23 protein-coding genes, 3 pseudogenes and 1 other annotated feature are annotated in these 24,739 nt (G+C 68.8%); of the genes and pseudogenes, 9 read left to right on the forward strand and 17 right to left on the reverse strand.

Going from position 1 to position 24,739, the window contains the following annotated elements; genetic code table 11:
- Window positions 1–227: 227 nt before the first annotated feature.
- From BLV02_RS07205 to BLV02_RS07215, 3 genes are read left to right on the forward strand one after another with little or no spacing between them, the layout of a single operon-like run.
- On the forward strand, window positions 228–1,901 hold the full coding sequence (locus BLV02_RS07205) for a ParB/RepB/Spo0J family partition protein (protein WP_074946183.1): 1,674 nt from the start codon (window positions 228–230) through the stop codon (window positions 1,899–1,901).
- A gap of 2 nt (window positions 1,902–1,903) precedes the next feature.
- Window positions 1,904–2,143: a hypothetical protein gene (locus BLV02_RS07210; RefSeq protein ID WP_141711831.1), complete on the forward strand. Its 240-nt coding sequence runs from the start codon at window positions 1,904–1,906 to the stop codon at window positions 2,141–2,143.
- The gene (locus BLV02_RS07215) at window positions 2,140–2,760 is read left to right on the forward strand and encodes a hypothetical protein (RefSeq protein WP_069114507.1); all 621 of its coding nucleotides are present in this window, start codon (window positions 2,140–2,142) and stop codon (window positions 2,758–2,760) included. The genes BLV02_RS07210 and BLV02_RS07215 overlap by 4 nt, the downstream gene beginning before the upstream one ends.
- Window positions 2,761–2,943: 183 nt before the next feature.
- Here BLV02_RS07215 and BLV02_RS07220 read toward each other — a convergent pair.
- From BLV02_RS07220 to BLV02_RS07245, 5 genes and pseudogenes are all read right to left on the reverse strand, one after another.
- Window positions 2,944–3,657 (reverse strand): annotated as a pseudogene (locus BLV02_RS07220) (hypothetical protein); the annotation flags it as partial.
- A gap of 82 nt (window positions 3,658–3,739) precedes the next feature.
- Window positions 3,740–4,983, reverse strand: a protein-coding gene (locus BLV02_RS07225) for an IS3 family transposase (protein ID WP_141711913.1) whose coding sequence is annotated in 2 segments (ribosomal slippage) — window positions 3,740–4,695 and window positions 4,695–4,983 — 1,245 coding nt in all. Because the reading frame shifts where the segments join, the coding sequence is not laid out codon by codon here.
- Window positions 4,568–4,696, reverse strand: a sequence feature (AL1L pseudoknot). Its footprint overlaps the gene before it by 129 nt.
- A gap of 50 nt (window positions 4,984–5,033) precedes the next feature.
- A pseudogene (locus BLV02_RS34960) lies at window positions 5,034–5,330 on the reverse strand (hypothetical protein); the annotation flags it as partial.
- Between the two features lie 99 nt (window positions 5,331–5,429).
- Window positions 5,430–6,604, reverse strand: a protein-coding gene (locus BLV02_RS07235) for an IS3 family transposase (protein WP_171906923.1) whose coding sequence is annotated in 2 segments (ribosomal slippage) — window positions 5,430–6,323 and window positions 6,326–6,604 — 1,173 coding nt in all. Because the reading frame shifts where the segments join, the coding sequence is not laid out codon by codon here.
- Window positions 6,605–7,126: 522 nt separating this feature from the next.
- Window positions 7,127–7,363: a hypothetical protein gene (locus tag BLV02_RS07245; protein ID WP_069111119.1), complete on the reverse strand. Its 237-nt coding sequence runs from the start codon at window positions 7,361–7,363 to the stop codon at window positions 7,127–7,129.
- Window positions 7,364–7,480: 117 nt separating this feature from the next.
- On the opposite strand from BLV02_RS07245, the pseudogene mobF reads away from it, so the two are divergent.
- Window positions 7,481–11,037: pseudogene (gene mobF / locus BLV02_RS38210) on the forward strand (MobF family relaxase).
- A gap of 32 nt (window positions 11,038–11,069) precedes the next feature.
- Here mobF and BLV02_RS07260 read toward each other — a convergent pair.
- The 10 genes from BLV02_RS07260 to BLV02_RS07305 form a co-directional block, all read right to left on the reverse strand.
- Window positions 11,070–11,405, reverse strand: coding sequence for a winged helix-turn-helix domain-containing protein (locus tag BLV02_RS07260; protein WP_083288560.1), 336 nt, complete (start codon window positions 11,403–11,405; stop codon window positions 11,070–11,072).
- On the reverse strand, window positions 11,402–11,821 hold the full coding sequence (locus tag BLV02_RS37085; RefSeq protein ID WP_216094189.1) for a helix-turn-helix domain-containing protein: 420 nt from the start codon (window positions 11,819–11,821) through the stop codon (window positions 11,402–11,404). Before BLV02_RS37085 ends, BLV02_RS07260 begins: the two co-directional genes overlap by 4 nt.
- Window positions 11,822–12,206: 385 nt before the next feature.
- Window positions 12,207–12,848 carry a dTMP kinase gene (gene tmk / locus BLV02_RS07270; protein ID WP_069111117.1) on the reverse strand — a complete coding sequence of 214 codons (642 nt, stop codon included), beginning with the start codon at window positions 12,846–12,848 and terminating at the stop codon, window positions 12,207–12,209.
- Window positions 12,835–13,410 carry a 3'-5' exonuclease gene (locus tag BLV02_RS07275; RefSeq protein ID WP_069111116.1) on the reverse strand — a complete coding sequence of 192 codons (576 nt, stop codon included), beginning with the start codon at window positions 13,408–13,410 and terminating at the stop codon, window positions 12,835–12,837. Before BLV02_RS07275 ends, tmk begins: the two co-directional genes overlap by 14 nt.
- Entirely contained in the window at window positions 13,403–14,569 is a 1,167-nt protein-coding gene (locus BLV02_RS07280; RefSeq protein WP_069111115.1) for a radical SAM protein, read from the reverse strand. Before BLV02_RS07280 ends, BLV02_RS07275 begins: the two co-directional genes overlap by 8 nt.
- A 195-nt stretch (window positions 14,570–14,764) precedes the next feature.
- The gene (locus BLV02_RS07285; protein ID WP_069111114.1) at window positions 14,765–15,610 is read right to left on the reverse strand and encodes a helix-turn-helix domain-containing protein; all 846 of its coding nucleotides are present in this window, start codon (window positions 15,608–15,610) and stop codon (window positions 14,765–14,767) included.
- Complete coding sequence (locus BLV02_RS07290; protein ID WP_069111113.1) at window positions 15,611–16,147, reverse strand: DUF6879 family protein; 537 nt, start codon at window positions 16,145–16,147, stop codon at window positions 15,611–15,613. It abuts the gene before it with no gap.
- Complete coding sequence (locus BLV02_RS07295) at window positions 16,144–16,347, reverse strand: hypothetical protein (protein ID WP_069111112.1); 204 nt, start codon at window positions 16,345–16,347, stop codon at window positions 16,144–16,146. Before BLV02_RS07295 ends, BLV02_RS07290 begins: the two co-directional genes overlap by 4 nt.
- A gap of 189 nt (window positions 16,348–16,536) precedes the next feature.
- Window positions 16,537–17,073: a GNAT family N-acetyltransferase gene (locus BLV02_RS07300; RefSeq protein ID WP_069111111.1), complete on the reverse strand. Its 537-nt coding sequence runs from the start codon at window positions 17,071–17,073 to the stop codon at window positions 16,537–16,539.
- On the reverse strand, window positions 17,070–18,365 hold the full coding sequence (locus tag BLV02_RS07305) for an NsdA family TPR-like regulatory protein (RefSeq protein ID WP_216094188.1): 1,296 nt from the start codon (window positions 18,363–18,365) through the stop codon (window positions 17,070–17,072). Before BLV02_RS07305 ends, BLV02_RS07300 begins: the two co-directional genes overlap by 4 nt.
- Before the next feature lie 587 nt (window positions 18,366–18,952).
- On the opposite strand from BLV02_RS07305, the gene BLV02_RS07310 reads away from it, so the two are divergent.
- Window positions 18,953–19,177 (forward strand): hypothetical protein, encoded by a 225-nt coding sequence (locus tag BLV02_RS07310; protein ID WP_069111110.1) that lies wholly within the window; start codon window positions 18,953–18,955, stop codon window positions 19,175–19,177.
- A gap of 228 nt (window positions 19,178–19,405) precedes the next feature.
- A complete protein-coding gene (locus BLV02_RS07320; protein ID WP_069111108.1) occupies window positions 19,406–19,684 on the forward strand; it encodes a hypothetical protein in 279 nt (92 codons plus the stop codon).
- 23 nt (window positions 19,685–19,707) lie between these two features.
- Here BLV02_RS07320 and BLV02_RS07325 read toward each other — a convergent pair whose 3' ends face one another.
- Both BLV02_RS07325 and BLV02_RS07330 read right to left on the reverse strand, forming a co-directional pair.
- Entirely contained in the window at window positions 19,708–20,607 is a 900-nt protein-coding gene (locus tag BLV02_RS07325) for a hypothetical protein (protein WP_141711545.1), read from the reverse strand.
- A gap of 306 nt (window positions 20,608–20,913) precedes the next feature.
- On the reverse strand, window positions 20,914–21,789 hold the full coding sequence (locus BLV02_RS07330) for a hypothetical protein (RefSeq protein WP_069111106.1): 876 nt from the start codon (window positions 21,787–21,789) through the stop codon (window positions 20,914–20,916).
- A gap of 211 nt (window positions 21,790–22,000) precedes the next feature.
- Between BLV02_RS07330 and BLV02_RS07335 the strand changes: the two genes are divergently transcribed.
- The 3 genes from BLV02_RS07335 to BLV02_RS07345 all read left to right on the forward strand — a co-directional run bounded on the left by BLV02_RS07335 (window position 22,001) and on the right by BLV02_RS07345 (window position 24,696).
- Window positions 22,001–23,086 (forward strand): hypothetical protein, encoded by a 1,086-nt coding sequence (locus tag BLV02_RS07335; protein WP_069111105.1) that lies wholly within the window; start codon window positions 22,001–22,003, stop codon window positions 23,084–23,086.
- Between the two features lie 93 nt (window positions 23,087–23,179).
- Window positions 23,180–23,737 carry an ArsR/SmtB family transcription factor gene (locus BLV02_RS07340; protein ID WP_083288559.1) on the forward strand — a complete coding sequence of 186 codons (558 nt, stop codon included), beginning with the start codon at window positions 23,180–23,182 and terminating at the stop codon, window positions 23,735–23,737.
- A gap of 50 nt (window positions 23,738–23,787) precedes the next feature.
- A complete protein-coding gene (locus tag BLV02_RS07345; RefSeq protein ID WP_171906724.1) occupies window positions 23,788–24,696 on the forward strand; it encodes an alpha/beta hydrolase family protein in 909 nt (302 codons plus the stop codon).
- Window positions 24,697–24,739 lie beyond the last annotated feature (43 nt).

A 24,739-nucleotide genomic window follows, 5' to 3' on the forward strand; every position in this document is an offset into this window, starting at 1 on the left:
GCAGCGCGATTGTACGGTCCCGGGCACCGATGGCAAGGAACGCCAAAAGTTCCCGCCCCAGGGATTTCCGCGGCCCACGAGTTCGGGCAGGAACTGTTGGCTCTCATGTCCTTGCCATCGCCGCCCGGGCCCGCTCAATCGGCAATTGCCGAAAGGCAAATCGGGGATTGACCAGGACTCACGCCCGGTGAGACCGGATCCCCGGCATCCCGAGAAGGGGACAGCCGATGAGCACCCACACGATGCCCGCCGAGGCCATCGACACCCAAGAGACCCAGGAGACGATGGCGGCCGCGCTCGGCCGGGTCGTCCACCTCGACCCGAACGCCCTCGTGCTGGAAGACAACATCCGTACCAAGGTGAAGATGCCGCGCTGGTTCCTCGCCTCCGTCCGCCAGCACGGCGTGCTCGTGCCGCTGATCGCCCACCCCGGTCCGGACGACACCGTTGTCGTCCGCGACGGACAGATGCGCACCCTCGCCGCCCGCGAGGTCGGCCGCGCCACCGTCCCGGTGTGGGTCGTCGACCGCGACGACGTGCGACGCCTGCGCATCATCGAGCAGTACATCACCGGCGTGCACCGCCTCGGTCTCAGTGAACGCGACAAGGCCGACGCCTGGCGACAGCTCGCGCTGGAAGGGATGAGCGTCACCGCGATCTCCCGCCAGACCGGCGCGAAACGCGAAGACATCAAGACCGGTCTCGCCGTCACCGAGAACGAGACGGCGGCAGCGGCCGTCGCCGACTACGACCTGACCCTGGACCAGGCCGCCGTCCTGATCGAGCTGGACGACGACCCCGACGCGATCGCGAAGCTGCGCGAGGTCGCCAAGACCACCCCGGCTCAGTTCGACCACGCCGCCCAGTCGGCGCGCAACGCCAAGAAGCGCCGCGAAGCACTCGCCACCGCACGCGCCGAGGCCGAAGCCAAGGGCTACACGATCGTGGCCTGGCCCGCCTACAACGACAACACCACCGTCAAGCTCCGTGACCTGCAGACCGCCGACGGGAAGCGGCTCACCGAGAAGAACTACGCCGGGAAGCCCGGCCACGCCGTCGCCATCACCGACAGGTACGGCACCATCGACATCGGCCACTTCGTGGTCGACTGGCGCAAGCACGGCCTGCGCAAGATCGGCTCCACCGGCACCGTCGTCGGTGGCAGCCTCACCGAGGCCGAGAAGGCCGCACGCCGACTCGTGGTGGCCAACAACCAAGCCTGGGACGCCGCCGAGACCGTGCGCCGGGAATGGATGACCACGCTGCTGGCCCGCAAGCGGCTGCCCGCCGACGCTATTTCGGTCGCCGCCACCATCCTGGCCACCCACACCGGGCGGGTCGCCCGCGCCGCCCAGAGCGGCCACCAGCTCGCGGCGACCCTGCTCGGCCAGGACCACCGACCCGGGCAGCGCCCGCTGGCCGACCTGACCGCCAAGACCCCGTCCAAGGCCGGACACGTCATCCTCGCCATCGCCCTGGCCGCGATGGAAGACGCCATGAGCCGCCACACCTGGCGCAACTCCGGCGACGCCGACCGTGGCTTCCTCACCCAGCTCGCCGCCTGGGGCTACACCCTCTCCGAGGTCGAGCAGATCGTCACCACCGACCCCGAACAGCGCCACCCGGACACCACCACGCAGGCGAGCATCGACGACCAGGACCCCCAGCCCGACGACCCCGACGACATCGACACGGGCGACGAGGACCAGTCGACCGATCCCGGCCACGTCCAGGACCCCCTGGACGACAGTCACCCTGCGGCCGCTGCCCACGGCGTGCCCGAGGACCCCGACGCCGAGCGCGACGGCGACGGCGGCGAGGACGGTGATGCCGAGAGCGGCAACGACGATCACGCTGACGACAGTGAGGCTGTCGACCGGCCGGACAGCGACAGGTGCTGATCATGCCGACGACCGACGACCAGTACGCCGTCGACGCCATCGCGACCCTGCTCGGCACCTCCGCCGAGTGGAACTCCTCGATGTTCGAGGACATCTCGGACATCGTCGGGGCCGTCCGGCCGCATCCCGGCGATGCCGCCGACACCTACGGCGACGACTTCCGCAAGGTCACCGGCCGTGAGGTCCTGGCCGCGTGGGACCTCACCGACGACCAGGACGACCGGGAAGGCAGCCGATCATGAACGACATCACCGTGAACGAGATGGCGGCCGAGGTGGCGGCCGAGCTGTCGGCCCTGACCGGGGTGACGTGGTCGGTCGAACTGGACCGGCACGGTTGGAGCAGCCCGGACTGCGCGTGGCTGTTGGCTCCGGACGATCAAGAGCTCAGCATCCGGGCCAACGGACATCGGTTGACCGGACGGGCCGTGATCCGTGGGGTGCTCCCGGACGGTGCCCGCGAGGTGGCCCGCGTGGACAGCCGAGGCATCACGGTCACGCTGGGCCGTGGAGCACGAGCCATCGCCCGCGAGATTCATCGGCGTCTGCTGCCGACCTACCTACCCAGCCTGGCCGAGGTGCGCGAGGCGCTGCGGCGGTGGGACGAGGCACGGGACAGGGCGCACGCCGTCCTGGCAGAGCTGGCTCCTCTGCTCGGCCTGACCCACGAGCGTCACGACCGGCACGACCGTGCCTTCGTCACGCTCCACGGCGACGGCTTCCACGGCTTCGTCGAGGTCGGCCACAGCGGCACCCCGGTGAAGCTGGAATTCACCGGCCTCTCCGTCGAGATCGCCCGCGCCATGCTCACCGCTCTCGGCAGCCGCTGGAAGGCACCCCGCGACGGCGATCATCGCTGAGTTCCAACCCGACCCCCATCACGGGGAAGCGTCGCCGGTCCCTGTGTCTCCTTGGCCGAAGGAGACACAGGGACCGGCCGCGTTCGCCCGAAAGATGTAGGGGGACCCCGCAGGAAGCCGCAACGACGAGCTTGGCGATGCCGACCCGGACCTTACGGCGATTGCCGCCGGCCTACCGCCGCCTCACTCGGCCTGCGACCCTGCGGCCGGCGCGCCCGAACGGCACCCATACGGCGAGCAGCCGTCGGGATCGCCGTCCTCCCACACGTCGAAGATCTCACCCTGCCGATCCGCCCACTCCGACCGGGTCACCCGGTCGATGGGTGCCCGATCCAACGGCACCCGCGAGGCGTGCAGGAACGCCTCACCCCGCAACGGCCAACCCCGTGCGCCGCCCCGGCGGATCGCCGCATCGAAGGCCACCGCCTGCCGCCACTCCTCCGGCCGCTCGTCACGCAACTGCCGCCACGCCCGGTTGCCGTGGAACGGGCACCCCACGCACGCGCTGCGCGGCGTCGACGCCCAACCTCGCGCCCGCAGCCACCGCACGCAAGCACGCCGGTCCATGCCCAACTCCATCAGCGGATACCGCGCCCGCGCACAGCGCACGCCGAGATCGCGGACCCGATGAACCTCATCGGCGGAGAACCCGATCCACTGCTCCACCCACACCGACGACGGCACCCGCGCCGGATGCGGATACCCCAACAGCTCCCTGATCCGCCGCCGGATCGGCTTCACCTTGTACTCGCCCGTGCACATCCGCCGCGCCATCCCACGCCGCTCCGCCATCGTCGCCGGACGCCGCCGCGCACCCGCCACCACCCGCCCCGACCCACCGCACCGAGAGCACCCCCGAGCCGCCGCCCCGCCATCGACGCCAGCCGAGTGCGCGCATTCGCACGGCCGAGCTCACTTCGTGGACCATCCGAGGCGGAGTGAACCGCCCCGGGATGTCCGGACACTTCGGATCGTGTCTCTACCCGGTCGGGATGAGACGGTTTCGTGCAGCGTAGTGTGCGGCTTCGACTTCGATCGGTGTGAGGTCGTCGATGGATTCGTGGGTTCGCTCTTGGTTGAACCAGTGGACCCAGTTGAGGGTTTCGAACTCGACGTGCTCGACGTCGCGCCAGGGTCCCTCGTGGCGGATCAGCTCAGTCTTGTAGGCGCCGATCTGGGACTCGGCCATGGCGTTGTCGTAGGCGTCACCCACCGAACCTACCGATGCGTCCACGCCGGCCTGCAGTAGCCGGGTGGTGAAGGCGAACGAGGTGTACTGGGAGCCGGCGTCGGTGTGGTGGACCAGGCCGGACAGGTCGGTGATGCCGGCCTGGCGGCGTGACCAGATGGCGTGTTCGAGGGTGTCGAGCACGAGTTGCGTGCTCATGCTGGTTGCTGCTCGCCAGCCGACGATCATCCGGGAGAACACGTCGAAGATGAACGCGACGTAGACGGTGCCGGACCAGGTCGCGACGTAGGTGAAGTCGGCCACCCACAGCTGGTTCGGGCAGGTGGCGGTGAAGTCGCGATCGACCAGATCGGCTGCTCGGGCGTCCTTCGGGTCAGGGATCGTTGTCCGCGTTCGCTGGCCCCTCAGCGCGCCCTGCCAGCCGTTTGCTGTCATCAGCCGCTCGATCGTGCACCGAGCCACGTCATGGCCGGCTCGGCGCAGGTGCAGCCACATCTTGCGGGCACCGAACCGGGCGACGAACCGCTGCTCACGCGCCGCGGCGATCAGTTCGATGATCTGCGTGTCGCGCAGCGCCCGCTTCGACGGCTCACGGCTGCGGACCTCGTAGTAGGTGGACGGGGCGATCTTGATCCCGTGCTCGGACAGCACGCGGCAGATCGGCTCGACCCCGAACTCCTCACGGTGTTCGTCGACGAACGCCGTCAGAACCTGGACGGGCGGTCGAGCTCCGCCGCGAAGAAAGCCGACGCACTCTTGAGGATCTCGTTCGCCCGGCGCAGCTCGGCCACCTCGCGCTTGAGCTCCCGGATCTCCGCCAGCTCCTGTGTGGTCCTGCCCGGCCGGGAACCGCCATCGACCTCGGCCTGACGGACCCACTTACGCAACGTCTCGGCCGACCCGATCCCGAGCTTGCCCGCGATCGTGCGGATCGCCTCGAACTCACTCGAGAACTGCCCCTGCTCCATCGACTCCGCTACCGCCCGGACCGCCCGCTCACGAAGCTCACGCGGGTACTTGCTGGGACGCGCCATGACCTCATCCTCCAACTAATGAAGTCTCCGGACATCCCGGGGCGGTTCAGAGCCAGAGTGAAGTACGGCAACGACGCGAACCGTCGCTGCGGGTCCACCACATCACGGCGGATATCACCACCCGAAACCCGATGCACCACAATCCCCGACGACCCCAGCGCGGCCTCCAGCCGCTCCAGATGCAGATAGACCGCCGCCGGTTCCCACCCCATATCCGCAAAGATCGCCACATCCAGCGCGGGCAACTCGCCCGCCGCCGCCATCAGCGCGAGCGTGGTCGACTGCACCCCAGCCCCCAGCGACAGCACCCGCAGCGCCGGATCACCACCATCCCCGCCAGCACCCATCTCTGACCACCACCCACCGCTCACCGGCACCCCCCGAACAGGCACCCTCCTCACCCAGCAGGTGAACGGGTCTGCTGCACGGATTGGTGACGGCGGGTCTCAGGCGGCGAGTGCGACCTGAGTGGTGTTGATGGTCTCGTACTCGATCGGGGTGAGGCGTCCGAGGCGGGCTTGGCGGCGGCGTCGGTGGTAGGTGCGTTCGATCCAGGTGATGATCGCCAGGCGTAGTTCCTGGCGGGTGGCCCAGCGGCGGCGGTCCAGGACGTTCTTCTGCAGTAGCGCGAAGAACGACTCCATGGCGGCGTTGTCGCCGGCGGAGGCGACCTGTCCCATGGATCCGGTCAGGTCGTGGCGGGCCAGCTCGCGCAGGAACCGCCGGGACCGGAACTGCGACCCGCGATCGGAGTGCACGATGCACCCGGCCACGTCACCGCCGCGGCGCGCCACAGCGCTGGCCAGGGCGTTCACGGCCAGGCCCGACTTCATCCGGTTGCTGATCGAGTAGCCCACGATCCGGTTCGAGTACACGTCCTTGATCGCGCACAGGTAGAGCCTGCCCTCACCGGTGGGGTGCTCGGTGATGTCGGTCAGCCACAACTGGTTCGCCCTGTCCGCGGTGAAGTCGCGGCGCACGAGGTCATCGTGCGAGGGCGGGCCGGGGCGTTTGCCGTTCGTGCCGCGCTTCTTGCCGAACACGCTCCACCAGCCATTCGCGGCGCAGATCCGCCACATCGTGCGGTCACAGGCGTGATGACCACGCTGGCGTGCTTCGTCGCCCAACAGCCGGTAGCCGAACTCCGGGTCGTCACGGTGGGCGTCGAACAACGCGTTGGCCAGATACGCCTGCTCGAGCTCGCCAGCGGTGACCGGGTCGGCGAGCCACCGGTAGTAGGGCTGGCGGGCAAGGTTCAGAACCCGGCAGGTCACCGCGACCGGCACCCGGACAGCGGCGCCGGCGGCAGCAAGATCACGGACCAGCGGGTAGATCATTTTCCCGGCAGATGCGCCTGAGCGAAGTACGCCGCCGCGCGCCGCAGGACCTCGTTCTCCTGCTCCAACAACCGGTTACGGCGCCTCAACTCGCGCAACTCTGCCGACTCCGACGCGGTCGACCCGGGCCGGTGCCCGTCCTCGACATCGGCGGCATGCAACCAGTTACGCAGACACGACTCACTGATCCCGAAGTCCTTCGCGACCTGCGCAACCGGAGCCTCCCCACGACGGGCCACGGCCACCACGTCGTCGCGGAACTCCTTCGGATGGGGTCTGGGCACGGCACACATCCTCCCAGCGGTGCCCTCCGGCACCACAGATCAGGTGTCACCTAACCGTGCGGCAGACCCAACGCAGCCTGACACCACCGGCCCACATCCAAGATCCCTTGATACGGCGCCACGCCTCTTGCAGATCGAGGTGGAGCGCCGCGAATCCGCCGGGAGCGGCCCGCTACGGCCCGCTCCCATCTGATGGCGGCGTGCGCTCCTCAAGCGCAGGAGCACGCCAGCGGTTCACGAAGGGACGCTCAGGGCGGAACGCCTTTGGTTGTGGCTCGCCGACCTCGCGGTGTGGAGGAAGTGAACGCTGCTGAGAGTTGGCGGTTGGCCGACCCGGGCCGGCCGACCCGGGCGGTGATTCGTGACCGCCCCCGATTGCCCGCATCGAGTTCGATAGGCGCCGGCTGCAGAGGAACGTCGCCGCGTGCCATCGGACCGCTGGTCAGCTTCGCTACCGACCGGATGGGAACGCCATGGCACTGTTGAGTGTCTTTCATCGGGCTGTGACCGGATCTGCGCTGGTCATGGCGATTCGGCCTCGTGCGGCGGCGGCGGAACGTGGACGATCTCCAGCTCCTCGGGTCGGAATACGCCCATTCCGAAGCGGGGAAACTCTGCGTGAATATCGCCATTGTCGTCGTAGGCGATCACGACCTCACCCACGATGTCGGCAGCATCTGCCGACAGGCGGTTGGCCTCAGCCGCCTGCTCCGGCCGCATCTTTACGAGCATCCCAGCTTCGAACTTCACCTTGGCCATCCGGCCACCTCCCCACAGCGCCACCTACAGCATGCCTCGACGGACTGTGCGCGCCTGCGCGCCCGGCCATGGTGAGCGGCCTTCGTCACCGCCCACCTGTTCTGTGTGACGGTGTCGATGCGGGTGATGTCTGCTGGGGCTGGTTACAGGTACCTGGCGCGGACGATCGCGGCCGCGGATGGGGATCGGTCGTTGTCGACGCCGTTGACGAGGTATTACGCGGAGTCGGGGACGCCGCCGGGGTGGTGGCTCGGCTCCGGGCTTGCGTCGTTGGGCGGCCCGCTGGCGGTAGGCGACCGGGTGAGCGAACCGCAGTTGCAGTTGCTGGTCGGGATGGGCCGTCACCCCTTGACGGGGGAGCCGTTGGGGCGTGGCCTGCCGGCGTTTCGTGGTGTCGCTGATCGGGTTCGTGAGCGGGTCGTGGAACTTGGCTCTGCGGTGGATGCAGCGGCGCGTGATCGTGCGGTGGCAGCGATCGCGGCGGAGGAGGCCGCGCGGGGGACCCGCCGGGTGGTGACGGGGTTCGATTTCACGTTCTCGTTGCCGAAGTCGGCGTCGGTGGTGTGGGCGGTGGCGGACGTGGGCACGCAGGCGTTGATCGCGCGGGCGCATCATGCCGCCATCGCGGATGTGGTGGCGTTCATGGAGCGCGAGGTTGCGGCGACCCGCATGGGCGCGGGCGCCGGTGATGGCGCGGTTGCGCAGGTCGACGTGACCGGGGTGATCGCGACGGCGTTCGACCACTACGACTCGCGGGCCGGCGACCCGCACCTGCACACCCATGTGGTGATTTCGAACAAGGTGCGCACGGTTCTCGATGATGGGTGGCGGGCGTTGGATGGGCGGCCGATGCACGCGGCAACGGTTGCGCTGTCGGAGTTGCATGAGGCGCTGGTCGCCGACCATCTCACCCGTGTCCTGGGTGTGGATTGGGAGGCCCGGGAGCGGGGCCGGGACCGCAACCCGGAATGGGCGATCGCCGCGGTGCCGCCTGAGCTGGTGGCCGAGTTCTCGACCCGGAGCCGGCACATCGAGATCGAGACGGACCGGCTCGTCGACGCCTACGTCACCGAACACGGCCGGCGCCCGTCGCGGGCGACCATTTTGCGGTTGCGTGCACGGGCAACGCTGGCGACCCGCCCGAAGAAGGAGGTGCGCTCGCTCGCGGAGCTCACCGCCGGGTGGCGCACCCGCGCCGGCCGGGTACTCGGCGCCGACGCGACCAGCTGGGCCCGCACGGTCACGACGCCGAGCGCGGCCCCGCTGGTGTTGCGTGCTGATGATGTGCCGCTCGAGGTGATCCGTGCACGCGGTGCGCGGGTGTTGGAGGTGGTGGGGAGAAGCGGTCGACGTGGCGGCGGTGGAACCTCTACGCCGAGGCCGCACGGCAGACGATGGACTGGCGCTTCGCCACCGCCGCCGATCGCGAAGCCGTGATCGGGCTGGTCGTCGACGCCGCCGAGCACGGGTCGCTGCGGCTGACCCCGCCCGAGCTCGCGCCAACGCCGGCCGCGTTCCTGCGCGCGGACGGCACGAGCGTGTTCCGACCGAAGCATTCGACGGTGTTCTCCTCGCAGCAGCTGCTCGCCGCCGAAGACCGCCTGTTGCGTCGGAGCCGCGACGCCACCGGCCCGACACTCGCGTTGCGCACCGTCGACGCGGCAATGCGGCGCCGCGGCCGCGGCCGACAGCGCCTGGACCCGCACCAGGTGGCCGCGCTCACCGCGGTCGCGGTGTCGGGGCGCGTCGTGGACGTGCTCGTCGGGCCGGCCGGTGCCGGGAAGACCACCGCCATGCGGGTATTGCGCCGTGCGTGGGAACGCGAGCATGGCCCCGGGTCGGTGGTCGGGTTGGCGCCGTCTGCGGCTGCCGCGGAGGTCTTGGCCGGCGAGCTGGGCATCGAGGCGGAGAACACGGCCAAGTGGTGGCATGACCACCAGGTCCGCGGCGTCGGATTCCGCGACGGGCAACTCGTCCTCATCGATGAGGCGTCGCTGGCCGGGACGTTGTCGCTGGATCGGATCACCGCGGCTGCCGAGCGGGCCGGTGCGAAGGTGCTCCTGGTCGGGGACTACGCCCAGCTCCAGTCCGTGGACGCGGGCGGGGCGTTCTCGCTGCTCGTCCACAACCGCGACGACGCCCCGGAACTGCTCGACGTGCACCGGCTCACGAGCGTGTGGGAGCGCGCCGCGTCGCTGCAGCTGCGGCGTGGGCGCGCCGAGGTGGTCGACACCTACCTCGAGCACGACCGCGTCCTTGGCGGCGACACCGAGACCATGGTCGACGCCGCCTACACCGCCTGGCGCGCCGACACCCAAGCAGGCAAAGCCTCGGTCCTCATTGCCGAGGCCCGCCACAGCGTCACCGAACTCAACACGCGCGCCCGCGCCGACCTCATCCTCGACGGCTTCGTCAGGCCCGCCGCCGGAGAGGCTGACTTGCATGACGGGACCGCCGCGGCCGCCGGGGACACGATCGTCACCCGCCGCAACGAACGCCGCCTGCGCACCCGCAGCGGCTGGGTCCGCAACGGCGACCGCTGGACCGTCCTCGCCGTGGCCCGCGATGGGGCACTGACCGTGCGCCGCGCCACCACCAACGGTCGACGTCGGCGCCGCGGCGGTGGTGCGGTGGTGTTGCCCGCCGGGTACGTCGCCGAGCACGTCGACCTCGGCTACGCCATCACCGCTCACCGCGCTCAGGGCATCACCACCGACACCGCGCACGTCCTCGTCCTGCCCACGACGACGCGGGAGAACCTGTACGTCGCGCTCACCCGCGGCCGGCACCTGAACATGGCCTACGTCGCCACCGACCAGCCCGACCCCGCCCACACCGACCCACACCCCGGCGACAACCCCGACGCCATCGCCCGCACCGTCCTCTACGGCGTGCTCCAACACTCCGGTGCAGAACTGTCCGCGCACGAAACCCTCACCACCGAACAGCAACAGTGGGGCACGATCGCCCAACTCGCCGCCGAATACGAGACCATCGCCGCCGCAGCCCAGCACGACCGCTGGGTCACCCTCATCCGCTCCTGCGGGCTCAGTGCCGTCGAGGCGGACGCCGTCATCACGTCCGACGCGTTCGGTGCGCTCACCGCCGAGCTACGCCGCGCCGAAGCCAACCACCACAACGTCCACCAGCTCCTGCCGCGGCTCGCCCGGGCGCGTGGATTCCACGACGCCGACGACATCGCCGCCGTCCTGCACGCACGCCTCGCCCGCGCCACCGCACACCCCGCCCGCACCCTCCGCCGCACGCAGCGGCGGCACATCGCCGGGCTCATCCCCGAAGCCGGCGGCAGGATCAGCCCGGACGTGTACGACGCCCTCGCACAACGCGGCGCCCTCATCGAAGCCCGCGCCGGCGCCGTCCTCGATACCGACCTCCACGACCGCCAGCCTTGGACCACCCACCTCGGCCGCCCACCGTCCGATCGTCGCTGCGCCGCGCACTGGCGACACCACGCCCGCACCGTCGCCGCCTACCGCGACCGCTACCACGTCACCACAGCGCACCCGCTCGGTGAGGAAGCGCAGCACGCCGCACAGAAGATCGACGCCGCCCGCGCCGCCGCAGCCCTCACTGCCGCACAACACCTCAGCGACCCGGGCCGACCCACGCGCGCCGGCGCCCCCGCCCAGGACGCCGGCATGGTCGCGCTGTAGCGACCGGGCGCGCTTGGACGGCCGACTCGGCCCTACTCTCCATCACCACGATCCTCACGCATCGGACCGAACATCCCGCGTCCGCTCACGGTGACGATCCCTTCCTCACGAAGCACCGCAATCGCGCGACGCACCGTCCAATCCGCCACGCCGTACTCCCGGGCAAGCGCAACCTGGTGCGGCAACCGCCGCTGCCGGCTCAGATCACCGCGCAGGATCCGCTCCCGCAGATGATCAGCCAGCTGCACGTAGACGTAGGTCGGATGGTCATGATCGATCGTGTTCCGCTGCCCATCGCTCGGCAGGGACGACCCGGGCGCCGTCGAACGAGCTGGCTCGCCAGCGCTGCTGTCGCCGCTGCTGGTCATGGCAGCAGCTCGCTCGGAGCAACATCCAACGCGTCCGCCAGGTCGTACAGCACACGCAGCGACGTGTTCCGCCGGCCCGCCTCGATATGACCCAGCGCAGTCCAATGCAGCCCCGCCAGAGGCGCAAGCTCGGACTGCGAGATGTCGCGCCCGACGCGGGTCGCGCGAAGCCGATAGCCGAACTCGCCCTGAACACCCCGTTCAGGCTGCGGCCGAGAAATCGCGCGCATGTAGGCACGAAGGACCTCGATCCGAACGCGCAGGCGCCCGACCCCGCCGTCGGGCTCCACCCGGCTCAGGCGGACGAACGCGCCCGTGTCCTTGTACACCTCGTCGACCCTCCAAGGAGCGTCACGCTCACGCAGATAGATCTGCTCGCCGCGCTTCCACTCCGGATGTTCGGCGGCACTCACCATGGTTTGATCTCCTCATCCCCGCCAGCATTGCTGTCGGGCTTGTGTGTCGAGCCGACGACCTGCATGCCGTTGTGGTCGACGACGAACGTGCGATGTCTGAAGGACTTGGTGTGCTCCGACTGCGACCACCGGCTACGCGCAAGGTTGCTCCCCCGTCGTATGCGCCCAGCAACGGCCGGTGAAGCAGCCCCATTGCGATCGTTCGGAGGTGGACACGGTCAACGCTGGAGCGTCGAGTTCGAGGTGGCCAGGGCCGATCTGGAGGATCCGTTCGCCGTCACGGCGCAGTGAGCGGACCAGTCAGACATGGTCACGGGCATTCCAGGTAGGACGTATTCGGTGTCGCGTCGTAGCATGGCCGGGTTCCGATCATGGAATGTGGGGGTCAGGAGGTGCCCACGGACAAAGTCGCGATTGGTCCGGCAAGGGCGTCACGGATGTGGTCGGCGGCCTGTTCGGGGCTGATTTGTGTGCAGTCGAGGCGCAATACTGGGTAGCCGGCGGCGGTGAGTTCCTCGGTGGCTTTGCGGTACAGGTGGGCTTCGAGGAACGAGCTGGCTGTGATGCGCTGGAAGCGGTTGTGCTTGCCGCGGGCGGCGAGGCGGCCAGTGATGACGTGAGGGTCTGCGTCGAGGACGACGGCGACGTCAGGGCGGTCGATGTCGGCGTTGATGCCACGGATGAACGCGGGGTCGACGCCGTCGAACTGTTGCATAACCAGTCCGGAGAGTAGGTAGCGATCGGTGATCACGATCTTGCCGGTGGCCATGGCGGGCCGGATCTCGTTCTCGAGGTGGTGGTAGCGGTCGGCGGCGTAAAGGCACGCCAGTGCAGGCCCGGTGACCTGTTCGGTGAGTTCGCGCGCCAGGGTGCCGATCGGACCGCCGGAGGGTTCGCAGGTGAGGTGCGAGTTGTGGCCGTCCTGGGTGAGCAGGGCGTGGAGAGTGCGAGCGGTGGTGGACTTACCGATGCCGCTTGGGCCGTCGATCGTGACGAACAGTCCTGGCAGTGGGTCAGAAGAGGGCATCGTCGGCACCGTCCTCGCCGAGCGATGTCGTGATCGCGTCCGCGCCGCCGGGCAGCTCGGCGAGGTAGACGAAGAGCCGGGCGCACATGGTGGCGTCGTATCCGGCGCGGTGAGACCGCAGTCCAGGGAGCCCGCCGGCGATTCCGAGATGGGCGGCCAGCAGGGTGAGCTTGTGCGACGGCGCATCGGCGAGAAGGGAGCGCGACAGCTTGAGGGTGTCGACGACGCCGGCGGCCGGGCCCCAGCCGGGGAGTTCGCGGGTGAGTACGCCGAGGTCGACGTAGGCTGCGTGAGCGACGAACACCCGGCCGGCCATCGCAGCAGCGATGTCGTCGGCGACCGCGCTGATAGGCGGCTGCGCCGCGACGTCACTGTTGCTGATCCCGTGGATGCGCCGGGCGATCTCGGTGATCGGCGCCGGGGGGCGTATTGCCCATGACACGGCTGGGCCGGCCACGCCGTGGTCGATCGGGGCGACGGCTACCTCGACCAGCGACGGCGGTCGTTGTCCGTTGCCTTCGACGTCGACGACGGCGTAGGAGCGGCTGGTCCAGTCATTCATCGTTCGGGTTCCCTTCGCTCCAGCCGATGTCGGCGCGGCCGTGCCGGTCTCGGTGGTGGGGGTGGGCGACGTCGTGCATCTGGAAGGCGAACCGGTGCTGCAGGTAGTAGCGCGCCTGCTCGCCGTTAAGGCCGGCCAGCACGGCAGCGCGGTCAGTCAGGCGCGTCACCTGGGCGCCCTGCCCGCCGGGCAGGCTTCGCGCCGCATCGACGATTTCGTGCGCCATCGGCCGGCGGTGTGCGGTGCGGCAGCGGTCGACCTGGCTGAGGGGGCAGATGTCGCATAGTTCGCGGATGCCGTAGTGGCCGTTGTAATCGGGGAGGTTGTGCGCGTAGGACACCGCACAGGAGGTCTTACGGAACAGCGCTCCACCACCCTGGGCCCTGAAAGCGGCCAGGACCCGCTGCTCCAGCGTCTCGGGGACGATCTTGCGTCGTGCGGTGCTGGAGTAGGGCTCGGTGAGTCCGTGCTGCCGGTAGTAGGCGGCGATCTCGTCCCGGTAGAACAACCCGGTGAACACGGTTGCGTCTGCGGCCCGGCTCAGCTTGACGGCGTCGGCGAGATGCGCGCTGGAGTCGTTGAGCCCCGGCACGAGCGGCCGCCAGTACAGGATGGTGCGATAGCGGCGTGCGGGTCGCGTGCTGGCGACGTGTAGCGACCGGGCCGCGATGTGCGACGGGAACGGTTCGATCGACGTGTCGGCGATCCCGGAGTAGGTGAAGAGCAGGGTAACTCTGATCTTGCGCAGGGCGTCGAGTCGGGTGCAGTCCTCGGGCTTGACCTGATGCCGTGTGATCACGAGGACGTGGTTGGTCAGTCGGCGGGCGTCCAGGTCGGCTAGGACGGCGAACAGGCTTTCCTTGACCCGCGGGAGGAAAGGGTCGGTCGCGCGGTTGAACACCTGGATCGGCGTGACGTGCGGCTGGAAGTACCGATGACCGACCAGCTCTGCGACGGCGTCGCCGTCGGGCATGATTGCCTTCGGAACTCGCTGGTCCCACACACCGTAGGTGTGCCTGATGCAGTACGCGCAGTCCAACGGACACCCGACCACATGGTTCAAGGACAGCCCGGACTTGCGATACTCCACCACCTCGCGCGCGCGTTCAGGCAGCCGCGATATCTCGTCTGGCCGGAGCAACGGCACAAAGGTCTGCATGTCGGCACCTCGCATGAATGCACCTGTGGGCGGCCCTAGTGGCGCGAGAGATATCACCATCTCGCGCCACCGGAACCGGCGGGCCGGGAAATTCGGCCAACGCAGGGACCATAACCATTCATTGAACGGCTCGGAAGGTAGATTGCGCGCTTTTGCTGACGCAGCGTCGGACTTCGCGCGATGCTGCAATTCGCGTCAAGATGTCCGCCGGGTTTCTGCTATCGAGCGGGTGATCAGCGCGCGTGCGCTGGCCTGGTAACTGGCTAGCTCCGCGTAATCTGCGAACAGGGCCACGTAGCGGGTGACCTCGGAGGGTTCGGCGGTGGTCACCGACGCGGTGATGGTCTCTACGATTACGGTCTCGTTGTCGTAGATCGCGAAACCGTGTAGCGGAGCCTTGACGCTGAGCTGCCGCTCGAACGGGATGATCCCGAGACGCAGGCGGGAGGATCCAGCAATCCCGAGGAGCCTGTCGAGCTGCCCCTCCATGACCTCGGCGTCGCAGAGGCGGTACCGCAAGGCGGCCTCAGTGACTATGAAGTGAAAAGACCTATGGCGGTCGTAGAGAATGCGTTGACGTTCCATGCGAGCGGCCACGGCCTCGTCGATGTCCTCGTGCGACCCTGAGTATCTTAGACCGCTGGAGAAGCGTGAACGTGCATACTCGGCGGTCTGGAGGAGGCCGGGAATAACGACGGTCTCCACGTTGTGCATGAAGGACAGGTCAGCCTCAAAGGTCGCAAAGGTTCGTTGGCCATGTCCCATGCCCTCGCGGAATTTTCGGCGGTGCTCGACATAATGGCCGTCGAGATTTCGAAGAGCGGCCACCAGATCACCAGCCTGGTCGGGCACCCCGCACGCATTCGCCCATTGCGTAACGTCGGTGTCCGACGGTGTCTGTTTCCCGCCTTCGATCCGTGACACCTTGCTGGGCTGCCACGACAGCGACTCCGCAAGCTGTTTGCCGTTGAGGCCGGAATGCTTGCGCAGCTCGCGGAGCCGCTGGCCGAGCGTCGCTCGCTCCCGCTGGAAGGTGGTCACTCAGGTCACGCCGTGGACGGCGGCGTACTCCTCCCTCCTGACTGCGTTCGCCCAAGCGACGTCGCGCCATCGGCAGCGCTCGGCGATGCCTGCGGGGTCGTCCACTATCAGAATGTCATCGATCTTGCCGTCGTCGCCGAAACTGAAGACCGCAGCGAGCTCGGAGTCGAATAGCCAGTAGTCCTCGTCTGGCAGCGAGAGCAATTCAGCGCGGTCGCGCGCGAGGTAGCGGATGTCCTCGCCGGCTTCGACGTTCACGCGTGATACGTGCAGCGAGTAGCGCGCATAGTCGTTGAGTGGCTCCGTCACGACGCGAACGCGCGACATCTGTTTGCCGGCAGCTAGATCGGCACGACGCTGTGTGGTCCACGTGTCGAGAAACGAGACGTCGACCGGTTCGCCGGCCAGGAACTGAGCCAACGCCCGTGGCGTGTAGGGCTCGTTGTACGCCTCGCGGGTCTCGAGTCGGAAGGCTGTGCGCCGATAGGTGAGAAACAGTTCACGGACGGCGTCGCGCGTGACGGACTCTGGCGTCACGCGCGATCGGCCAGGTCGAGAACGTCTGCCGGCACCTCGACGTAGAACTCGTCGTCGGCGACGTTGCGGAGGTCGGCGATCGCTTCCGGATCGGTCACGAGCTTGCCCTGGACCACGTACGTCCCGCGGTCCGTCGCGTACAGCGCAGGACAGCCGTCGACGTCCGAGCCGCCGGTCTTGCCGAGGTATCGAAGTCTCATGGCGTTCCCTCCCGGGGATGAGGTGAGCTGAGGACCGCACCGTAGCCCGCCCGCACGTCACCGTGGAAGCAAATTGCGATCGATTGCGATTGCCAGCCTGGGTTCGCAGTCCTTGCGATCGTTCTGACGGCTACGGAGAGAGCAGAAGTAGGCGTGTGGATGTTCTGAGTAGTACTGGTGGTCGCATGATCACTGGCGGATGATCGAGTACAGTAGGGAGTCGCGCCAAGCGCCGTTGGTGAAGACGTGATCGCGTAGTCGCCCTTCGTACTCCATGCCGACGCGCTTCACAACGGCGATAGAGGCAGCGTTCTGCGGGCCGATGGCGGCTGTGATCCGGTGCAGATCGAGGACGTCCCACGCGAAGCGGATCACCGTGCCGACGGCGTCGGTCGCGTAGCCGCGTCCCCAGTGATCGGCCGCGACGGCATAGCCGATCTTGGCGGCGCGAACCCCGGAGTGGGCGAGCCGGATAAAGCCCACAGGGAGCGGGCCGGCCTGCGGTTGGATCGCAAGGTAGTACTCGGCGCGAGGATCTGCCTTGGCGCTGCTGAGCATGTGGGTCAGCATCGTGCTCGCCTGGCCGCGGCTGCGGCTGTCGAAAGAGAGGAAGGTCGTTACGCGGTCGTCACCTACGACGCCGGCGATGGTGTCGAGGTCGTCGGGTGCGAACTCGCGCAGGATGACCTGTGATCCGGATAGGTTCAGCGGGTAGGTGTCGGTCATCGCTCGATCGCGGTCAGTGCAGTGCGGCGGAAGACCTCGATCTCCTCTTGAAGCTCGGCCGCTTCAGACGATCGGATACCGGAGTTCATCAGTGCTCCATGCACGCGATCTACCGAGGAGGCGATGCCATGGATTCTCTGATCGGGCGGCAGCTCGAGCACGGGCCGGACGGCCTCGATCGCGCCGCCGAGCTCCTGACGGCGAATGCGTGCGAGGGCTAGGTCGCTCATAGCGCCAGCCTCATCGCCGAAGGCCCAGTCGTCGTCGTGTGCGGCGTAGGCGGTCACTGCGGCTTCACCGTATCGCTCAGCGTCGGCTCCGGCCGATGGGAACCAGGCGAGAGCATCGGCGGCGTAGTACAACTGGCGGCTGCGGGAGAAGGTGCAGATGCCACCGAGATCGTCGAGATCGTCTTGTTCCGCGCGGTCAAGTGCGGACTCCGCCCGTCCGATGGCAGTGCGCGTTTCGTCGATGCGCCCGAGAGCGGCCCACGCTCGGGCCTCGCTTGCCGGGAGCCAAACGGCGGCCGTCGAGCCTGCACGTTCGGCGAACTCGGCGCCCCGCTGGGCGTAGCGCACGGCGTCACGTGGGCGTCCAGACCAGTAGCTGAACTGGCTTTCCAGTCCATTGATCCATGCGCGCAGGCCGTCGTGGCCGGCCTGCTCGGCGCAGAGGAGCGCGGTGCGCGCATGAGTCATGGCCGCTGGAGTACGTCCCAGGTCGTGTGAGGACTTGGCGACCAGGCCCGAGGTGACCGCGGTCAGGAAGTAGAGCCGACGTAGGTGCATCGGGTGCTGCTGCGGGGTCTCGATCAGGTCCATCAGGTCACCTTGGACCTTGATCAAACTGGGGAGCAGCTGAAGGACCGGCCGCTGCGGGTAGTCGGTCGCGAGCGATCGAACCTCGTCGTAGATCTGCTCCATCGCTTCGTCGGTCAGTCGCGAGCGCGACCGCTCACCGAAGGCTCGTGCGCGTTCAGCCGCCATGTCGACCTCGTCTCCCAATCCGGAGTGTCCGCCGGTTGCATCGGTTGGATCCGAGGGAGGAGGTGACAGCAGCTCGTCAACGGACCGATTGAAGAGGAGCCGGAGCACTCGTCGCGTTGACGCACTCGGCGTGCGCCCGCGGGTCTCGGCGCGTGCCATCCGCCCAAGGTGGCGCGGGCTCACCGTCGCACTGATCCCCGCCCTCTTCGCGGTGACCTCGAACTCCTGAGCGGCGTCTTCGAAGGTCCAGTCCTTCTGGGTGATGAGCCAATGAAGGAGAGTCGCAGGCCGCAGCTGCTCCGCCACGTCGTCACCTCCCATCCCTCTACGAGCAAGCATCGCGCTCCAACCCTGTCGCGGAAACCGATGTCACTGAGATGTCCTGCCGGGTCCCCTAGATGTCCGTCGGCGGCGGTCGAGATGTCCGGACCACTGACAAGACGATTTCGACATGGTCAACGTTACCCGTCACCGCATCGGCGGTCTGGTCCGTGGAGTGGGTTCGGCCCGCCAGCCGATCGACCCTGTGGTCATCTCGCACGCCCAGGCGACGGTCGGCTCAGTCCAGCGATTCCGGGCGCGAAGTGGCTCGACGTCCTCGGACTCCTGGGCTGCACGACGCCGACGGGTCCCGCGGTACACGTCCGTCAGTGTTGGAGAGTTGCGATGACTGGCTTCACTGCGCGTGTGCAGGGTTATGGCCTTGTTGACTGGTCGCCGGAGCGCATCGACGACTACGCCTCGGCGGTGCGGGCGGCCCATGTGCCGTTGGGTCGCTGGCTGCCGACTCGTCGATCCACCTGTGCGGCGTGTCGCGAGGCTTGGCCGTGCGCCATGGCTGGCTGGGCCGAGCACTGGCGACGCAGCCTCACGCGTCGAGAATCCACCCGCTCGTGACCTTGGGCGCGTACATCTTGCCGTCGTCGCTGTCCGGGTGCCTGTTGGACTATCTCTTGGTCTCCGACGCCGGCGGCCCGGTCACCGACCGGCCGCTGTCTTACGGCGCGCCGCTCCCTGACGGCGCTGACGCCGAGCTGTTCGACCTCGGCTATGCCCGGCTCGATGCCTGGACCGCGACCGGCGGCGGCTGGCACTGCACGGTCGAGCCTCACATCTGACACCTTGGAAGGGACGATCCTCGATATGGGCCTCACGCCCGGACAGATTCACGCTGTCGCTGACCGGCTTCACGACATTGCTCGCAGCGCTCAGCGGAGCGGCTGGACCCCTGCCCGTGTCCACCGTGCGGTCGACGCAGCGCTCGAGCAGCTGCAGGACGTTGAAGGGCCCGACGGTGCGGAGAGGACGTTCCCGACGATGCGGATCTGCTACGAAGCGGAGTCCGCATGACGACCCGCAGCCTTGCCCAGCCCGACAGGTGCGCGCGCAAATGGTGCGAGGAGGCCGGCGAGCACGAGGTGCACCGCCAGTACCTGACGGCGTTCCGCACTACTGAGGGCCGCTCGATCGGGGTGAACGTCGTGCAGGTAGGTGATCAGCCGCAGGCTGTCGAGCTGACGATGCTTCCGCGCCGAGGCCGGGACCTGAGCATCGTGTTCCAGGTCGCCAACGCCGAAGCGATCGCCAGGGGCATGCGTGCCGGTGCCCGGCGCGCGGGGCAGTAGCTGAGCAGGCCACCGTCCGGCCGTTACAACTGTGGGAATGGCGGGTCGGCTCGATCTGGATCCTGGCTCGCCGACGGCGGTCGTTGTGTCCTGTCGGCCGGTCGCTCTGGTGTGCGTGGATGCTGGGTACGTTCCTGGTCGTCGGTGTCGGCGTTGCTGTAGGCGGCCGCCATCAGGCCTCCTGACAACGGCGCGGGCGTGACGAGCACGATGATCTCCTGCGTGGGGTCGTGACGTTCATGTGCGTGGTAGCGGCCGGGCATCAGATGTTCGTGAGCATCGCCAGCGGGCCCCTCATAGAGTGGCGTTCCGTTCGGGTCGCCAGGGTGCGGCACGGTCACGTCTCGGTCTGCCTTCGCCGCGAACTCCTGCAGGACGGACCGAAGCTGGGGTCCGTGCAGGCCGTAACCAGGCTCCACAGCCGAGGAACGCAGCGTGTCTCGCACGTGATCGACCGCGAGCAGGAACTGGTCCGCGGGCAGCCCGTCGGTCCGGACCTCAGAGGGACTGATCCCGGTCCAGGTCACGAACGTGAGGTCGGCGAGATGTCGATGCGCCATGGCCGACAGCCAGAGCGGGAAGCGCAGTCCGCCTTCTGCGCTGGCGCGGAACTCGTTGCCGGCGTCGACGAGCATGTGCGCCACCAGGCGCAGCGCTTCCCGGGCCGTTAGCGCGCGCTCGACGAACTCGTAGACGTGATCGTCGGACAGTATGCCCGGTAGGTCCGGATCGGTTGACCGCACCTGCCACGCGAGGCGGGTCGCCTTCTGCTCAGGATCCAGCCCGGCCGAGCTGACCCGCACTGACAGATGCAGGTCACCCACGGCGCAGTGCCTCTCTCGCATGTCTTCTGTCACCATCGCGTCTCCCATCGCAACCGTGTCGGTTGGGCTGACATGGCTCAGGTACACGGGCTCACCCACGCCGCCCTCGCCCGCGCATGACGCCCATGTCCCGATCACGGCAGGTGCGTCAGCACCGGGCCGGCGCCGCCCCGCCGCGTGGTGCGCCGAGGGGTTCACTCACCGACGCCGGCGATATGGCCAGGATGGCGAACACCGCAGACTCATCCCGTGGGAGTGCTGGCTCCGGAGCGGATGACGAGTTAGCGGTGGACGGGCCCGGTCGTCGGTAACTGGCCTCTCAGCCATCTCACGAGACCGAGCAACTGAGCAACTGAACCGCCTGGCCGCGGCCCGGCCGTACGGAGTTCGTGCCCGCGCGCCGTCCTACAGCCCGGGCGCCAGCGGGTCGGCGCCCGAGTCTGGCGGCGCCGTCGGCGGCCGTGGCGTCCAGCCGCCGGACTGCCGCGGTGAGCGAGGCTGGTGGGGCGTGTCCGACGACGCACCCGGACCGTTCGTGGGCGGAGTGCGTGGCCGACCGGTCGGCCTGAGCCGAGTGAACGAGGCCGCCATCGGGCCGCCGGAGAGCTCTGACCTTGCGACGATCACGACGAGTCGCTGTCCAGGGTGGTGGCGCAGGTGCGCCTGATACCGGCCGGGCGACAGGCGTTGATGAGCTTCGCTGGCGGGTCCTTCATACAGCGGCGGACCGAGCGGATCACCAGGGTCCGGGACGGCGACGTCTCGGTCTGCCCTGGCCGCGAATCGCTGCAGAGCGGCAAGGGTGTTCGTGTCGAACACGCCGGGACCGCTCATCTGTGTCTCGGCGTGCAGTGCTTCCCGGGCGACCTCGACGGCCAGGAGCAGGCGGTCCGCGGGGATCCCGACCGTGACCATCTCGGCAGGGGTCACGCCGGTCAGGGCCACCATCTTCAAGTCGTTCAGGTGGCGGGCCGCCATCGCCGACAGCCAGAGCGGCAGCTCCATGGTGCCTGGATCCTGGGAGAAGAAGCCCTCGCCTGCCTCGACCAGCAGGCCGGCGAGCGCGCGCAGCCCGTCCCGAGCGGACAGTTCACGATCGGCGACCTCGTGGAGATGATCGTCGAACAGCGTGCCGGGCAGGTGGGGATCGGCCGATGCCACCCGCCACGAGAACCGGGATATCAGCTCGCCGGGGCCGAGCGGGGCCGACGCGATGTACGACACCGACAGGTGTAGTGCACCTACGACGCTGTGCACTTCCTGGGGTTCCTCCGCAGCCATGGCTTCTCCCATCGCACCCGTCCGCTGCTGATGTCGATGAGGTGCACCACCGCGCCCACGAATTGCGACGCCGACAGACGCCACTAACTGCTCTGCCCGTCACCGCGGCGGCGCGCGAGTGAGTCCGCGCGCATCGGTGGGGAGCGCGCCGCCACCTATGAGCGGGGTAGCGGAAACACCGCGAACCCTCTTCTGTGGGAGGAGCCAAGGCATGCTCGACAACGAGATGGCCATGAACGACCCGCTCGTCGCGACGGTCGTCGCGCTGACGGCGGTCGCTCGCGAACGACACCTGACCGATGCGGGGGAGCGTCCCTTCGACGTCGCCGACGAGCTGGCCGAGATCCTGGCCGCGGTCAATGCCCGCGTCGGCGGCACCGACGAGCTGTTCGCCGGCCAACCGGCCACGCAGCGCACCGCGCTGATCACGTCGCTGATCGCCGACGGCACCGAACGCCGCCCCGGCCCGGACCGCGGCTCCCACGAGGCGGTCGTGTCCTGGGCGATCAGCGCCGTCACCGGGCTGGCCCGCCAGGCTGTCGCCTACATCGGTGACGACGGCCGGTCCCCGTATCCGTTCGCCGACGAGTTCACCGATGCGCTGGACAGCGTCGCCACCCGCATCGGCGGTATCACAGAACTGTTCGCCGGCCAGCCGATCACGCCGAACATGACCACCATCGCCGCCCTGCTCGGCCAGCAGCTGCCCGACACGCTCCCCGCCTTTCGTACCGAGCCAGTGCGCATGCTCCTGGACGTCGACGACGCGTTCGACAGGTTCGGGCTGCGAGACCGCTACCACCGGGCGTTGCAGGGCCTCTCGCCGGCCATCCACGACGATAAGCTTCCCGAGCAGACCCGGCGCCGGGCCGTCGCCGCCGCCGACGCGGTGGACGCCGCCTACTCCGCGCAGAAGGCTGCCTACACCGAGAACTACCTCGCCACCGCGGCGCAGGTCGCCACGAACCTGGGCCTGCATGCGCCGCTCGAGGTGATCCTCGGACACCGCGGCGACCCGGAGGCACCCGCAGCTGACCCGCTCACCGAGGCAATGTCCTCGGAGCTGATCGCGGCCACCGTTGTTCCCGCCACCGGCCAGGCACCTCGCGATCACCCCGGCCGCCGGCCCGGCGACCTCATCGGCGCCGAGTTCCCCACAATCAACCCCAACCGCCAAGGACACGAGCCCTCACCACTGGCGCCCACCCGGCACGCAGCACCGGCCGAAGATGCCCGCCCACCCACACCGCGACCGCACCCGCACGACGAGTCCCGCCGCGACGGCCCCCACCTGTAGCGCGTCCCGGCGCGACAACGGCCCAGTACTGCAAGGGCACTTGGTGACGTCGTAGTTGACATCGACGCGAATGTCAAAGATATCTTTGGCTTTGTGCAGATCACCGACCCGCCCGCGTTGCGCGCCATGGCGCACCCGCTGCGGCTGGACCTGATCGAGTTGCTCGGCACGGTGGGGCCGGCGACGGCCGCGGAGTGCGCACGTCAGCTCGGCTCGACCCAGGCCAGCTGCTCCTACCACCTGCGACAGCTGGCCAAGTATGGGTTCGTCGAGCACGCCGACTCCCGGGGTGATGGTCGCGAACGCCCCTGGCAGCTGACCGACATCGAGCAGAGCTGGTCCGGCGAAGGGCCGGCCGTCGAGCATCTGGAGCGGGTGTTCGTCCAGCGCGAGACCGATCGCATCGCCGCGTGGCTGGCGCGCAGTGCGCAGCAGCCCGAGCCGTGGCGGGACGCCGGTTTCGTCGGCGGCGCCACGATCCCGTTGACGACCGCCGAGCTCGCCGCCGTGCGCGCGGGACTGGCGGCCGTGATCGAGCCGTACGTCGCGCGGCTCACCGAACGCTCCGGCTGGCCGGAGCACTACCGGTTCGTGCGCATCCTGCTGGTTGGCACACCAGCCGCCACCGACCCCGAGGAGCCCCGCGCATGAGCACCAAAGGCGCACCGCCGGACGCCACGGCGCAGGAGACCGAGACCGTCGTGCCGACGGCCGTCGGCGATCTCGGCGCGATCATCCGCATCCCCGCCGCGACCATCCCGCTGCCGGGGGTGGTCCTGGTCGACGGGTCGGGTGACGGCGACCGGTTCGACTGGGGCGGATGGCCGGAATGGCTCGCGGACGCCGGGTCGATCGTGTTGCGCCACGACAAGCCCGGCTGTGGAGGTTGTCCTGGGCACTGGACCGAGCAGACGCTGGAGGATCGAGCTCGCGAGACCCTTGCTGCCGTGCGTGTGCTGCGAGCCCACCCGGCCACCGCGGGACAACCGGTCGGCCTCTACGGCATCAGCCAGGGCGGCTGGGTCGCGCTGCTGGCAGCCGCCCTCGAACCCGAGTCGGTCGACTTCGTCGTCTGCCACTCCGGCCCCGGCACCACACCGGCGCAGCAGGAGCGCGAGCGGCTGGAAACGTGGGTGCGCGCCGAAGGACACGACGAGGCGACCGTGACCGAGGCCATGGCCTGGGTCGACGCCCGAGCGGACCTGATCCGACGCGGCACGTCGGCCGAGGCCGTCCTTGCCGAGCAGTCGCGATACGCGGGCCGGCCCTGGTACGCCACGGTGCTGTTCCCTTATGACACTCCGGCCAACCTGCGGTTCCTGCGCGGCATGCTGGACTTCGACCCGACCACCGTGATGCCACAGGTCCGCTGTCCGGTGCTGACGCTGTTCGGCGCCGCCGACACCGTCATCCCTGTGCAGGCGAGTGTGGCGGCGTTCGCCGAATACCTCCCGCCGCACCCCGAGCACGGCTTTGCGGTCTTCCCCGGAGCCGACCATGGCCTCTATATCGCCGAGCCCGATCCGGCCGTGTCGCGCCGAGACCAGCTCGCGCCCGCCTACCTCGCCACGGTCGGAGCGTTCCTCACAGGACGCCAGGTCGTTTCTTGAGAGGCTATTCACCGACCCCAGCAATGACGCGCCATGATCCAAG

It is taken from the genome of Jiangella alba, from assembly GCF_900106035.1.
GTDB lineage: Bacteria > Actinomycetota > Actinomycetes > Jiangellales > Jiangellaceae > Jiangella > Jiangella alba.

Coding starts and splice junctions, on each gene's coding strand:
- BLV02_RS07205 (WP_074946183.1), top strand. CDS start 228: ATGAGCACCCACACGATGCCCGCCGAGGCCATCGACACCCAAGAGACC.
- BLV02_RS07210 (WP_141711831.1), top strand. CDS start 1,904: ATGCCGACGACCGACGACCAGTACGCCGTCGACGCCATCGCGACCCTG.
- BLV02_RS07215 (WP_069114507.1), top strand. CDS start 2,140: ATGAACGACATCACCGTGAACGAGATGGCGGCCGAGGTGGCGGCCGAG.
- BLV02_RS07245 (WP_069111119.1), bottom strand. CDS start 7,363: ATGGCCAAGGTGAAGTTCGAAGCTGGGATGCTCGTAAAGATGCGGCCG.
- BLV02_RS07260 (WP_083288560.1), bottom strand. CDS start 11,405: ATGACCAGCAGCGGCGACAGCAGCGCTGGCGAGCCAGCTCGTTCGACG.
- BLV02_RS37085 (WP_216094189.1), bottom strand. CDS start 11,821: ATGGTGAGTGCCGCCGAACATCCGGAGTGGAAGCGCGGCGAGCAGATC.
- tmk (WP_069111117.1), bottom strand. CDS start 12,848: ATGCCCTCTTCTGACCCACTGCCAGGACTGTTCGTCACGATCGACGGC.
- BLV02_RS07275 (WP_069111116.1), bottom strand. CDS start 13,410: ATGAATGACTGGACCAGCCGCTCCTACGCCGTCGTCGACGTCGAAGGC.
- BLV02_RS07280 (WP_069111115.1), bottom strand. CDS start 14,569: ATGCAGACCTTTGTGCCGTTGCTCCGGCCAGACGAGATATCGCGGCTG.
- BLV02_RS07295 (WP_069111112.1), bottom strand. CDS start 16,347: ATGAGACTTCGATACCTCGGCAAGACCGGCGGCTCGGACGTCGACGGC.
- BLV02_RS07300 (WP_069111111.1), bottom strand. CDS start 17,073: ATGACCGACACCTACCCGCTGAACCTATCCGGATCACAGGTCATCCTG.
- BLV02_RS07320 (WP_069111108.1), top strand. CDS start 19,406: ATGACGACCCGCAGCCTTGCCCAGCCCGACAGGTGCGCGCGCAAATGG.
- BLV02_RS07330 (WP_069111106.1), bottom strand. CDS start 21,789: ATGGCTGCGGAGGAACCCCAGGAAGTGCACAGCGTCGTAGGTGCACTA.
- BLV02_RS07335 (WP_069111105.1), top strand. CDS start 22,001: ATGCTCGACAACGAGATGGCCATGAACGACCCGCTCGTCGCGACGGTC.